Here is a 12237-nt window from a genome sequence, read left to right on the forward strand (position 1 = left end):
GAACCCGGAGGGCGGCGGGCCGTACCCCGGCGGGGGCCCGGCCGGCCGCTCCTTCGCGTCCGCGACGGTCGAACCGGGCCGGGCCTGGTCGGCCGTCGCGCCGTGTCCCTGACGGGCCCGGCCGGCCGCTACTTCGCGTCCGCGTACCGCTCCACCGTCGCCGTCGTGAACGGGAAGCGCACCGGCGTCCGGCCGAACGCGATCCACCCGGCTTCGTCCCCCGCCGCGCGGATCGCCTCCGTCACCGCCTCGGCCTCCTCCGCCGGACAGTGCACGATCACCTCGTCGTGCTGGAAGAAGACCAGCTCGGCCCGCATCCCCACGATGGCGCGCCGCAGCGCGGCCAGCATCAGCAGCGCCCAGTCCGCGGCACTGCCCTGCACCACGAAGTTACGGGTGAACCGTCCGCGCGCCCGCGCGTTGCCGGAGGCGTACCCGGGTGTGAACCCTTCCTCCGCCACGACGGCCTCGCCGCCCTCCTGCGGGATCCCCGCCTCCTCGTCCTCGCCCGCCCCGACCGCGCGCGGACTGGTCCGGCCGAGCCAGGTCCGTACGAGCCGGCCCTCCTCGCCGGCCTTCGCCGCGTCGTCCACATAGGCCACCGCCCGCGGGAAGCGGCGGCGCAGCGCGGCCAGGTTCTTCAGGCCGTCCCCGCTGGTCTGGCCGTAGATCGCGCCGAGCAGCGCCAGCTTGGCGTGGTCGCGGTCGCCGGAGAACGCGCGGTCCGACAGCCGGGTGTACAGGTCGTCCGGGTGCCCGGCGACCTCCATCAGGCCCGGGTCGCGGGAGATCGCGGCCAGCACCCGGGGCTCCATCTGGTCGGCGTCGGCGACGACCAGCCGCCAGCCCTCGTCGGCGACGACGGCCCGCCGGATGACCTTGGGGATCTGCAGGGCGCCCCCGCCGTTGGTGGTCCAGCGGCCGCTGACCGTGCCCCCGGGCAGGTACTCGGGGCGGAAGCGGCCGTCGCGCACCCAGTCCTGGAGCCACGACCAGCCGTGGGCCGTCCAGATCCGGTACAGCTTCTTGTAGGCGACGAGCGGCGCCACCGCCGGGTGGTCGAGCTCCTCCAACTCCCAGCGGCGCGTGGACCGCAGCCGGATACCGGCCTGGGCGAAGGCCTTGACGACGTCGGCGGGCAGGTCGGGGCGGACGCGTCGGCCGAAGGCCGCCGAGACCTCGTCGGCGAGCTCGGCGAGCCGGCGCGGCTCGCCGCCTCCCGCGTACCGCTCGCCCAGCATTTCGTGCAGCAACTCCCGGTGCACATCGGCCCGCCACGGGAGCCCGGACCGGTGCATCTCCGCGGCGACGAGCATCCCCGCGGACTCGGCGGCCGTGAGCAGCCGCATCCGCCCCGGGTGCTCGGTCAGGTCGTGGCGGCGCTGCTGCTCGGCGTAGACGGTGAGGAGGTCCTCGAAGGGAACGGACGCGGCGCTGGGTCTCGCCTCGAAGAGGGAGTCCTGCGAGCCGGGCTCGGCGGCCCGCTGCGGCGGATCGGGCGGCACGGGGGCGTTCCGCAGCCGCGCGAGGGCGGCCGCCGCGGACCGGGGCTCCCCGAGGCGTCCCTCGTTTCCGAGGAGGAGCTGCTCGGCCACCTCGATGTCGTAGCACCGCTCGACGCGGACGCCGGCGGCGAGGAGCCGTGGATACACCTCGGTCGTCGACCGCCACACCCAGCGGGCGACGCCGGGCCGGGAGCGGACGGCCCCGACGAGGTCCGGCTCGCGGACGACGGGCCCGGTGGGCAGCCCGTCGGGACCGAGCGGGACGAGCAGCGCTCCGTCCCCCTCCGCCTCACCGGCCAGCGCCCACCTCTCGCTCATGGGTGCGAGTCTGACACCCGCCACTGACAGAGGCGGGCCACGCCACCGCCGACCACGCCGGGACCTCCCGCTCCCGCCGTGTCCGGCGCCTGCCGTGTCCCGCCCGCAGCCCTCGCCCGACCGCCGGGGGTTGCGCGGTGCTCGGCCCGGCAGCCGTGGCCCCGCCTCCGGCGCCCGGCGGCCTTCGCCCCGCTCCCGCCCGTCGTCGTCCCGACCGTCGTCCGTCACGCAGCCTTGTGGAACAGTGCCGCGGCCTCCCCGCGCGAGCCCACCCCCAGCTTCGTCAGGATCTTGGCGACGTGGAACTTCACCGTCGACTCACTGATGTGGAGCTCCTGGGCGATCTGCCGGTTGCGGTGGCCGAGCGCGAGGTGGGTGAGGACCTCCAGTTCGCGGTCGCCGAGGTCGGTGAGCGGGTCCACGGACGTGACCGGCGCGTCGGGGGTGGCCAGCGGGAGGGTCGCCGTGATCGTGGTGCCCCAGCCCGGGACGGCGTCCATCTCCAGCCGGCCGCCCAGCACCTCCAGCCGGTCGGTGACGCTGCCCGCGCCCAGAGGGCAGGCGTCCAGGGCGCCCGCGCCGTCGTCCCGCAGCGTGGCCCGCAGCTCGTGCTCCGTGATCTGCCAGCCGACGCGGACCCGGCTCACCGAGTCCTGCTCCAGGACCACGAGCAGCAGCGCCCGGACGACGGCCCGCGCCCCGTGCGCCACGTCCGCCGCCAGCGAGCGCGTGCTGTCCGGCGGGCCGAGTTCGAGCCGTACGGGGCTGTGCCGCAGCATCGTCTTCAGCCCGTCCGCGAGCCGGTCGAAGGCCTCGTGGGCCGGCTCCTCGGCGACCGAGCGGTCCCGGGTGGACTCCGAGCGCATCTCGATCAGCGCGTTGACGGCGAGGTCGGTGGCGGTCACCCGGGCCGCCCCGTCGTCCAGGGCGCGGCTGCGGAGCACCCCGAGGATCCCGGAGAGCGCCGCCGCGTGGGCCGTCGTCAGCTCGGCGATCACCCGCGCCCGGGTGTCGGCCGCCGCCCGCGAACGGGCCAGGGCGCCCGGCAGCGCCTCCACCGCGAACCGGTCGAAGTGGCTGGTCACCAGGTCCCAGAGCGCCTGCGCGGCGGCCAGGGTCCCGTCCGGCACGGGCCCGGCGCCGTCCTCCCGTACGAGCACGAGGACGGAACGGCGGGCGGTCGCGTCGCTGGTGACGGCCACGACCTCGTGCTCCGCACCGCCGACCGTCGCCCTGCCCTGCCAGGGGCTGCCGGGCGTGCCGGAGGCCAGTAGCGGGGTGAGTTCGGCGGCGGTGAGAAGACCGGACTCGTCGACCGCCTTGAAGGGCGAGTGCGCGCAGTGCGTGGAGAGTTCGGCGGCCGCCCGGTGCGGGATCAGCGGCGCGAGGACGGCCGAGAGCCGGGGCAGGATCTCGCCGAGCGGCTGCCGGATGATCTCGTACGCGGTGGTCAGCGTGGTCGCGTCCATGGAGATCAGCGTAGTGAGCGCGCCCCTCTCCGTGGCCGGCCTTTCGGCCAGGTGGGACTGGCCGTTGGGAGGGCGGGGATGTGGGGGTCGTCGATCGAAGCTGGAGGCCGACCTGAGGAGGATGCGATGGAAGCGATCGTGTACGAGGAGTTCGGCGGCCCCGAGGTGCTGCGCCACGAGACGGCGGCGGCCATCCCCGAGCCGGGCCGTGGCGAGGTCCGGGTGAAGGTGGCCGCGGTGGGCGTCAACCCCGTGGACCACAAGCGCCGTTACGGCTGGGTGGAGGCGTTCTACCCGACGACGTTCCCCGCCGTGCCCGGCCTGGAGTTCGCCGGAACGGTGGACGCGCTGGGCCCGGACGTCACGGGTGTCGCGGTCGGCGACGAGGTGTTCGGCTGGACGACGACCGGCGCCTACGCCGAGTACGCCCTGGCCGAGGTCTTCGCCCCCAAGCCGGCCGGCCTGACCTGGGAGCAGGCCGCGAGCCTCCCGGTGGCCGGCGAGACCGCTCAGCGGGTCCTGGACCTGCTCGGGGTGCGGCGGGGCGAGACCCTGCTCCTGCACGGCGCGGCGGGCGTGGTCGGCTCGGTGGCCGTCCAGCTCGCGGTGGCGGCCGGTGTGACCGTCGTCGGTACCGCCTCGGAGTCCAACCGCACGTACCTGCGCTCGCTGGGCGCGATCCCGGTGACGTACGGTGACGGCCTCGCCGACCGGGTCCGCGCGGCCGCGCCCCAGGGCGTCGACGCGGTCTTCGACGCGGCGGGCCACGACACGCTGCCGGTCTCCATCGAGCTGACGGGCGGCGCGAAGGAGCGCATCGTCACGATCGCGGCGGTGGACGCGGAGGAGCACGGCATCGTCTTCAGCGGTGCCACGGTCGCCCCGGAGACGGCCCGCGCTTGGCTGACCACCCACGCCCGTCTGGCGGTTGAGGGCGCCCTGACGGTGCGCGTGGCGGAAGCCCTGCCCCTGAAGGAAGCGGCCAGGGCACAGGAACTCAGCGAATCGGGCCACACGCGCGGCAAGTTGATCCTGCTGCCCTAGGGGGCGTCCGGCCGAGCCCAGCCTGGGCGACGTCTTCCCGGTCGACCGCAACAAGGACGGCGTGTGACAGGGCGGGGCGGTGACCCGGCTCCGACCCTGGTCACCGCCCCGTCCACCCACCTTCGCCGGTCAGCGCGTGCCGCGCCACGCGGGGAGAGCCGAGGCGGTCACGGCGACCGCCGCGCACACCCCCGCCGCCGCGCCGACCGCCGTCCACGGCACCGAAAGGGAGACCGGCGCCGACAGAGCCGCGAGGCCCGCACCCAGGGCGCCCAGGTTGACCGCCGTCACCGCCAGGCCGAGGGCCGCCCCGATCGCCACCGCCAGGGCCGCCTCGCCCGTCACGACCCGGATGATCTGCGCCCGTGTGGCTCCGGCCGGCCGGAGCGCGGCCAGCTCCGCGCCCCGTACCGAAGTCGCCATCAGGAGGGTGTTGGCGAGGGCGATCACGGTGTAGACGAGCGCGATACCGAGGACCAGGAGCAGCCCGAGCCGCGTCTGCGGGCTGGTCGTGGGGTGCGTGGCGGCGGCCCACTCCTCCACCGTCCGCACCGTCCCGTCCGCCGCCGCGAGCGCCTCGGGACCCACACCGGACGCCTCGATCCGGTCCGCGGCCGCGCCGGGAGCGTTCGCCCGTGTCACATACGGACCGTTGTCGCCGGTCCCGAGTGCCAGGACCGCCACCACCCGCAGCCTCACCGGACCGCTGCCGTCCGCGAGCCACACCTCGACGGACTCGCCGACCGTCCGCCGTTCCCACTCCTCGTTGACGACGATCGACCGGTCGTCGAGGTCCCGCACGTCCCCGGCCTTCACGGGCAGCCGCGCCAGGTCCGCGAAGGCCGCCGGGTCCGAGACCGCCCGTGCCCCGTACTTCACCAGTGCCGCGTCCCCGTCCCGTACGAAGACGGACGTCGTCGCGGTCGCCGAGGCACCGGGGACCGTCCGCAGGTCCTCTCCGGTGACCACGTACCGAGCGGCTGTCTGCTCCCGTGCCTCCGCCGCCTTCGTGCTCGTCACCGTCGCCGCCGAGCCCAGGAGCGAGCCGGCCAGCGCCACCGTGACGAGGACCGGCGCGGCCACGGCGGCGGTACGGCGTACGGCGGCCGCGCTGTTCTCCCGTACGAGCATCCCCGTCGCCCCCGGCAGCCGCAGGGCGCGCGCCACCGGACGGACCAGCAGCGGGGCGAGCAGGGCGACGCCCGTGATCAGGAGCATCGGCAGGGTCGTGTACGTCTTGCGCTTGAGCAGCGACGACGGGTCGGTGGCCCCGGTCCACACCAGCAGCCCGGCGCCCGTCAGGAGCAGCCCCGTGCCGAGCAGCGCCCGGCCGAGCGGCAGCACGTCGGTGTCGACGTCCGCCTCGCGCAGCGCGGCCGCCGGGCCGACCTTCCCGGCCCGGCGGGAGGCGGCGACCGCCCCGGCGAGGGCGACGGTCACCCCCGTCCAGAAGGCGGCGTGCAGCGGCCAGGTGGCGCTGCCGATCGCGAACCAGTCGGGGGCCAGACCGCCGTCGACGAGCACCCGGGCCAGCCAGGGCGCCCCCCACGCGCCGAGCGCGCAGCCGGCGGCCGAGGCGACGACGCCGACGCCGGCGGCCTCGGCGAGCAGCATCCGCCGGACCTGGCCGGGGGTGGCCCCGGCGGTGCGCAGGAGGCCGAACTCCCGTCGCCGCAGGGCGACCGCGAAGGCGAAGGTGGAGGCGACGACGAAGACGGAGACGAAGGTGGTGACGCCGCCGGCCGTGCCGAGGAGGGAGTTGAGGGCGACCAGTGCCTCGGCGTCCCGCTCGGGTTCCGGGTCGGCGAGCCGCCGCTCGTTCCCGGTGAGGACCTGGGCCCGGTCGCCGACGAGAGTGCGGACCTCGGCGGCGGGGCCGTGGACGCCGACGGCGTCGGGACCGCCTGCGGTGGTGACGGTCCAGCGGGCCTTCAGCTCGGCAAGCAGTTCGATATCCACAGGCTGTGGACGGTCGAGCCCGCGCGAGACGGAGGCCGTGTCGGGCCCCCGCCGGACGTCGACGATGACCGCGTCCTTCCCCTTCACCACCACGGGCGCGGACGCGAACCTCCGCGGTTCCCGCTCCGGGGCGTCGAAGGTCGAGGCGAGGCCGAGGCCCATCGTGGTGAGGAGCCCGACGCCGAGGGCGAGGGCGACGAAGCTGCCGAGGAAGGCGGCCCAGCGGGCGCGAAGACCGGAGAGGACGACGGTCAGCACGGGACGGCCTCCGTCCCGGAAGCGGTCTCCAGCCCCGCCATGCGGGACGCGACCCGCTCGACCGTGGGCCCGTACAGCTCCCCCTCGACCCGGCCGTCGACCAGGAACACCACCCGGTCCGCCCGCGCCGCCGCCACCGGGTCGTGCGTCACCATGACGATCGTCTGGCCGTCCCGGTCCACCAGCTCCCGCAGCATCGTCAGCACCTCGCGGCTGGTGGTGGAGTCCAGCGCGCCGGTCGGCTCGTCCCCGAAGAGCACCGCCGGCCGGGTGATCAGCGCCCGGGCGATCGCGACCCGTTGCTGCTGCCCGCCGGACAGCTCCCCGGGGCGGTGCGACTCCCGCCCGCCGAGTCCGACCCGCTCCAGCGCCGCGCGCACCTCGCCCCGGGACACCCGGCGCCCCGCGAGGCGCAGCGGCAGCGCCACGTTCTGCGCGGCGGTGAGCGAGGGCAGCAGGTTGAACGACTGGAAGACGAATCCGATCCGGTCCCGCCGCAGCAGCGTGAGCCTCCGCTCGCTCAGCCCGTCGAGCGCGACCCCGCCCACCTCGACGCTCCCGCTCGTGGGCCGGTCCAGACCGGCCGCGCACTGGAGCAGCGTGGACTTGCCGGAGCCCGAGGGGCCCATGACGGCGGTGAAGGTCCCGGTGCGGAAGTCGAGGTCGACGCCGTCCAGGGCGCGGACGTCGCGGTGGTGGCGGTGGACGTCGGTGAGCCGAACGGCGGTGCCGGAGTTCGTCGTTGGTGACATGGCTCCAGCGAACCGTTTCCCCGTCCGGGGATCACGACCGCTGGAGGGCGTCTCCGAGGTATGCCTGGCCCTACCCCCGCCGTACGCCCTCCCCCTTGCGTACAGCCGCCACGAACACGTCGAGCGCGTCCAGCGGCTCGCGTCCCAGCAGCTCGCGCAGGCTGCTCTTCACCCCCGTGCCGTCCATGAAGCCGTGCGCGATGGCCGAGTACGTGCCCGTCAGCATCGGCACCTGGAACGACTCGGCTCCCGAGGCGGCGAGGGCGGCCCGCGCCTCGGCGAGCGTGCCGGGGGCGTACTCGGCGCCCAGCGCCCGCGCCAGGTCGGCCCCGCCCAGCGGCCGCTCGCCGACGAGCTCGTACGTGCGGCCGGCATGCGCGGCCGGGGCGGTGGCGACGGTGACCGCGATCTCGGCGAGGTCCTCGCGGGCCACGGCGGCGAGCCGGCCCTCGCCGAGGGGGCCGGTGATGCGGTTGCCGGCGTCCGGGGTGGCGATCCAGGTGAGGAACTCGGCGTAGAGCCCGTTGCGCAGGACCGTCCAGTCCACACCGGCCCGCCGGAGCCGGCGCTCGGTCCAGCGGTGGGCGAGGGAGTAGGTGAGGTGGTCGCCGTCGCCGGAGAGGCTGGTGTAGACGATGTGGCCGACGCCGGCCCGCTCGGCGGCGGAGATGGCGGCCTCGTGGCGGGCGATGACCGTGTCGTCCTCGCCGTACCCGGCCGAGATCAGCAGCAGCGTCTCCACCCCGGCGAAGGCTTCCGGCAGCGTGCCGGGCTCGTCGAAGTCGACGAGACGGGTGCCGCGCAGACCGGCGCGCGTGCCGAGGACGACGTCGTCGCGGCCGGCCAGACGCTCCGCGACGAGCGAGCCGAGACCGCCGGAGACACCGGTGACGAGCAGCATGATTCCCCCTGATTTCGTGATCGCGTTCGGTGGCACTCATTCTTGAGCGAGCGCGCGGATCTCGTAAGGAGGCACATTGATGTCAGTGGGGCACACGGAGGTAACCACCGACCTGGTCGTGAGCTGCGCGGAGGAGTGCGGAGTACGGGATGTGCAGGACCGGCTCGGCGACAAGTGGACCGTCCATGTCGTCGTCGAACTGGCGGCGGGGCCGCGTCGGTTCAAGGAGCTGCAGCGGCTGGTCACCGGCATCTCGCAGCGGATGCTCACACTGACGCTGCGCCGCCTGGAGCGGGACGGGCTGGTGACGCGGACGGTGTACCCGACGACGCCGCCGCAGGTGGAGTACGCGCTGACGGAGACGGGCCACAGCATGACGCACCTGATCAAGCAGCTGATCGACTGGTCGCTCGACCACCGTGCGGTGATCGGCCGGGCGCGCGAGGAATGGGACGCGAAGCAGTCGTGAGCGCGACGAGGAGCACGGTCGAGCAGGCCTTCGAGGCCCTGTACACGGACGACGACACCGCCCTGGACTCGGCGGCGTCCCTGCTCGCGGCGGACCGGACGGCGGACGCGGAACTGGCGCGCCGCGGCGAGGAGTTCGTGCGGCGGGCATGGGAGCGGGGCTGGCAGCCGGCGGATCTCGTACGGCTGGTGCGGCGGGATCTCGCCGAGGAGCACGTGCGGCTGGCGGGGGCCTTGATCGCTGCGGAGACCGGGCGGTACGAGCGACTGCCGCGCCGCTGGGCCGCGCAGCTGGCCGACCTCGACACCACGCCCGTGCGGGCGGACCGCTTCTCCTCGGCGACGACGGCCCTGGAGCTGTACCGCCTCCTGGTCAGGCTGCCGTCCCTGGAGCCGGTGGGCCCGGTGCCCGGCGACGCGCTGCCGGCCGCCGTGGCGGGGGAGCCGCGGATGCTGACGCGTGTCCGGGCCCTGCTCGCGAAGGCGGAGGCGACGGGCTATCCCGAGGAGGCGGAGGCGCTGACCGCCAAGGCGCAGGAGCTGATGGCCCGCCACAGCCTGGACGAGGCGGCGCTGGAGTCCCGTACGCCCTCGGGCGATGTGCCGGGGGCGGTCCGGATCGGTGTGGAGCCGCCGTACGAGCAGGCGAAGGCGATCCTGCTGGACGCGGTTGCGGAGGCGAACCACTGCCGGGCGGTGTGGAACGAGGCGTACGGCTTCTCGACGGTCGTCGGCTTCGAGGCGGACCTGGAGCCGGTGGAGCTGCTGTACACCTCGCTTCTGGTGCAGGGCACGGCGGCGATGACGCGGGCGGAGGCGGAGCAGCGGGCGGGCGGCCGGAAGCGCACGAAGTCCTTCCGGCAGTCGTTCCTGCTCGCGTACGCGAACCGCCTGGGCACGCGCCTGGCGTCCACGTCCCGCCGCGTGGCCTCCGAGACTCCGACGCTCCTCCCGGCCCTGGCCTCCCGCGAGGTCGCGGTCACCTCCCGCGCGGACGAGATGTTCCCCGAGACGCGGACGACCCGCGTCCGCGCGATGTGGGACGAGGCGGGCTGGACCCACGGCACGAGCGCCGCGAACGCGGCGGGGCTGGGGCGGGGCCAGAGGGAGATCAGGGACGCGCGCTGACCTCGGCCCGGTCGGCCGTGGCCTGGTCGACTTCGGTCCGCACCGCCGACCCCGGTCCGCACGGACACGGCTGGGGGCCGGCCTGTGGCCTGGCGCTTCGTCGCGGTCGGTCGCGTGTCCGTCGGGCGAGGGCGGTCCGCCTGGGTCCGGTCGGCCGCGCGCCCATCGGACGGGGCCCGGTCGGACCGGCCCGGCGGTCGGCCCTGGTCGCCGCCCCGCCGTCTCGGCCGAGCACCTCGGCCCGGCGGCTCACCACTCCGTCAGCGCGGCGAGGCCTGCCGCGCAGTCCCGGTAGTGCGGCGTCCAGCCGAGTTCGGCCTCGGCCCTGGCGTTGGAGACCCGCAGGCTCGTGGTCGAGATCGTGTGCGCGTACGACATCGGGCGCGTCAGCCAGGCCGGCACCGTCATCGGCTTCGGGGTGCCGAACACCTCGGCGACCGCGCGCACATGCGCGCCGAAGCCCATCGGGGCGTCGTCCGCGATGTTGTACGCCTGCCCCGGCCGCCCGCCCTCGACCGCGAGCGCCACCGCGCGCGCCGCGTCCTGGAGGTGGACCCAGGGCAGCACCCTGCCCCGGTCGGCGACCGCCGGCAGCTTCCGCTTCCGCAGCAGGTCCACGATGGTCTCGGTGCCACCGGGCCCGTAGAACACGCCGAACCGCAGCGCGACGCCCTCGATCCCCTCGGTCCCGAGCATCAGCTCCTCCTTGGTCCGCATGGCGTCCACATGCCGCTGGGACGGCGCGTCCAGGCCGGTCGGACCGAAGACGTCGGATTCCGTGATCACCCGGTCCCCGAAGTCCCGGTACCCGTACCCGAAGACCATCGACTCGGCGATCATCCGCCGCGCCCCCACCGCGCGCGCCGCCTCCACGAGATGGGCGGTCCCCGCGACCCGCAGCGCGTCGGTCGCGGCCATGTCCCGGTGCCGCATCGGAGGCTCGCGCAGGGCGGTCGCCGCGTGCACGACGGTGTCGACCTCGAGGCCCTCCACCGCCCGGAGCAGCCCGTCCCGGTCCATCAGGTCGGCGACGACCTCGCTCTCCGCCCCGCGCCCCAGTCCCAGCACGGTGTGTCCCGCCGCGGTGAGCTCCTCGGCGACGTGGCGTCCGAAGACCCCGCTCGCCCCTGCCAGCAGCACGTTCCTGGATTCAGTCATGCTCATGGGACGAGCATGGGCTCCCGAACGTGACATCCGCGGAAGCGACCCGGGGGCACAGGGCGGGTGGATGAAATGCCCTGTTCGCCCTGATGCGACGTTAGGCTCGGCGCCATGAGCCGGCTCCGGGCCCTGAAGGAGACCGCCCGTTCCGGGCTCACCATCGAGCGGCGGCGGCTCGAACCGCTCGTGGCCGCCCGCGCCGCCCTCGGTCTGGCCCTCGTGGTCGGCGTCTCCCTCGCGCTCTTCGGGCCCGGCGTCGCCGTCTCCTCCGCGTTCGGCGCGTTCCAGGCCGCCATCGCCACCTTCCGGCGTTCCTGGCGTCCCCGCCCCACGCGAGGCACTGCTCGACACCCGGGCGGCCCGGATCGCCTGGCAGGAGGCGCTGGACCGGGCCACCCGCGAGCCGGTGCGCCACCGGGGCCTGTCACGGACCGCGGCGGACGACGCCGGGCACGCCCTCGCGCAGCTCGGCCGGGTCGCGATGCTGATGGAGGCTCATCTGCCCGAGCGCGGCGCGCCGCCCGTGCCGGCCGCCGCGACGCTCGCCGATGCGCTGCGCCGGTCGACGGAGCGCGGCGCGAAGGCGGTGCGGGAGCGTCGGGTGCCGGAGTGGGACGAGCTCCGTGAGACGGTCGCGACATGGCGGGCGCCGGAGGACCCGCTGCTGCGCAAGGGCGCGGTCCTTCTTCTGGACGCACTGGACGAGTTGTCGCAGGCGCTGGCGGAGGAGGGCGGGGACCGGCCATGACTCATACTCGTCGGTAGCACGCTGAGTCGCGTAGTCGATACGCCACCCCGCGTGCACGTGCATCTGCTCATGCAACGGCATATGAACACAGCTATGATCCGAGGAAGTTGACACCTGCACCAAGCAATCTCGGGGAGCTACCAGTGCATCATGCGCATCACGCGTACAACGGCATGGCGGCCACGGAGCTTCATGGTGTCGTGTGGCAGAAGAGCCGGCACAGCAACTCCCAGGGATCCTGCGTGGAGTTCGCCAAGCTGCCCGGTGGCAACGTTGCCGTTCGCAACTCTCGCCACCCCGACGGGCCCGCTCTCGTCTACACGCCCGCCGAGATAGAGGCGCTGCTGCTCGGCGTCAAGGACGGGGAGTTCGACCACCTGGTGTGAGCGGCCGCGGCGAGCGGTCGCACGGAGAAGGGGGGGCCGGGCGGGCGGGGCCGCGCGGGTGCGCGGCCTTGGTCGGGCGCGCCGCCGGGCCGCGGCCCGCCGGCGCCGCGGCGGCGGCGGAGATTAAAAAATAACTACCC

General features: G+C 74.8%; 11 protein-coding genes and 1 pseudogene. 6 read left to right on the forward strand and 6 right to left on the reverse strand.

The annotated features are described in order from the left end of the window. Positions 1 to 128 precede the first annotated feature (128 nt). Together ACFVZW_RS18655 and ACFVZW_RS18660 are read right to left on the reverse strand one after the other, a co-directional pair. Positions 129 to 1823 (reverse strand): bifunctional 3'-5' exonuclease/DNA polymerase, encoded by a 1695-nt coding sequence (locus ACFVZW_RS18655; protein WP_384522530.1) that lies wholly within the window; start codon positions 1821 to 1823, stop codon positions 129 to 131. Between the two features lie 224 nt (positions 1824 to 2047). Beyond that, complete coding sequence (locus tag ACFVZW_RS18660) at positions 2048 to 3292, reverse strand: LuxR C-terminal-related transcriptional regulator (protein ID WP_384522532.1); 1245 nt, start codon at positions 3290 to 3292, stop codon at positions 2048 to 2050. Between the two features lie 126 nt (positions 3293 to 3418). Between ACFVZW_RS18660 and ACFVZW_RS18665 the strand changes: the two genes are divergently transcribed. Then, positions 3419 to 4336 carry an NADP-dependent oxidoreductase gene (locus ACFVZW_RS18665; RefSeq protein WP_384522534.1) on the forward strand — a complete coding sequence of 306 codons (918 nt, stop codon included), beginning with the start codon at positions 3419 to 3421 and terminating at the stop codon, positions 4334 to 4336. Between the two features lie 129 nt (positions 4337 to 4465). On the opposite strand, the gene ACFVZW_RS18670 is transcribed toward ACFVZW_RS18665, so the two are convergent. The 3 genes from ACFVZW_RS18670 to ACFVZW_RS18680 form a co-directional block, all read right to left on the reverse strand. Continuing rightward, positions 4466 to 6553 (reverse strand): FtsX-like permease family protein, encoded by a 2088-nt coding sequence (locus tag ACFVZW_RS18670; protein WP_384522536.1) that lies wholly within the window; start codon positions 6551 to 6553, stop codon positions 4466 to 4468. Further along, positions 6547 to 7305 carry an ABC transporter ATP-binding protein gene (locus tag ACFVZW_RS18675; RefSeq protein WP_384522538.1) on the reverse strand — a complete coding sequence of 253 codons (759 nt, stop codon included), beginning with the start codon at positions 7303 to 7305 and terminating at the stop codon, positions 6547 to 6549. Before ACFVZW_RS18675 ends, ACFVZW_RS18670 begins: the two co-directional genes overlap by 7 nt. Before the next feature lie 70 nt (positions 7306 to 7375). Next, positions 7376 to 8206, reverse strand: coding sequence for an NAD(P)H-binding protein (locus tag ACFVZW_RS18680; RefSeq protein ID WP_384522540.1), 831 nt, complete (start codon positions 8204 to 8206; stop codon positions 7376 to 7378). 79 nt (positions 8207 to 8285) lie between these two features. Between ACFVZW_RS18680 and ACFVZW_RS18685 the strand changes: the two genes are divergently transcribed. Together ACFVZW_RS18685 and ACFVZW_RS18690 are read left to right on the forward strand one after the other, a co-directional pair. Beyond that, positions 8286 to 8675, forward strand: a complete 390-nt coding sequence (locus ACFVZW_RS18685; RefSeq protein WP_384522542.1) for a winged helix-turn-helix transcriptional regulator — start codon at positions 8286 to 8288, stop codon at positions 8673 to 8675. Further along, entirely contained in the window at positions 8654 to 9802 is a 1149-nt protein-coding gene (locus ACFVZW_RS18690; protein ID WP_384522544.1) for a DUF2786 domain-containing protein, read from the forward strand. The genes ACFVZW_RS18685 and ACFVZW_RS18690 overlap by 22 nt, the downstream gene beginning before the upstream one ends. 249 nt (positions 9803 to 10051) lie before the next feature. On the opposite strand, the gene ACFVZW_RS18695 is transcribed toward ACFVZW_RS18690, so the two are convergent. Beyond that, a complete protein-coding gene (locus ACFVZW_RS18695) occupies positions 10052 to 10966 on the reverse strand; it encodes an NAD-dependent epimerase/dehydratase family protein (RefSeq protein ID WP_384522546.1) in 915 nt (304 codons plus the stop codon). Positions 10967 to 11074: 108 nt separating this feature from the next. On the opposite strand from ACFVZW_RS18695, the pseudogene ACFVZW_RS18700 reads away from it, so the two are divergent. The 3 genes and pseudogenes from ACFVZW_RS18700 to ACFVZW_RS18710 all read left to right on the forward strand — a co-directional run. Beyond that, positions 11075 to 11293: pseudogene (locus ACFVZW_RS18700) on the forward strand (FUSC family protein); the annotation flags it as partial. A gap of 76 nt (positions 11294 to 11369) precedes the next feature. After that, positions 11370 to 11711: a hypothetical protein gene (locus ACFVZW_RS18705; RefSeq protein ID WP_384522640.1), complete on the forward strand. Its 342-nt coding sequence runs from the start codon at positions 11370 to 11372 to the stop codon at positions 11709 to 11711. Between the two features lie 173 nt (positions 11712 to 11884). Then, positions 11885 to 12097: a DUF397 domain-containing protein gene (locus ACFVZW_RS18710; protein ID WP_361856175.1), complete on the forward strand. Its 213-nt coding sequence runs from the start codon at positions 11885 to 11887 to the stop codon at positions 12095 to 12097. The last annotated feature ends 140 nt before the right edge of the window (positions 12098 to 12237 follow it).

Source organism: Streptomyces sp. NPDC059567, assembly GCF_042735655.1.
In the GTDB taxonomy this organism is placed as follows: domain Bacteria; phylum Actinomycetota; class Actinomycetes; order Streptomycetales; family Streptomycetaceae; genus Streptomyces.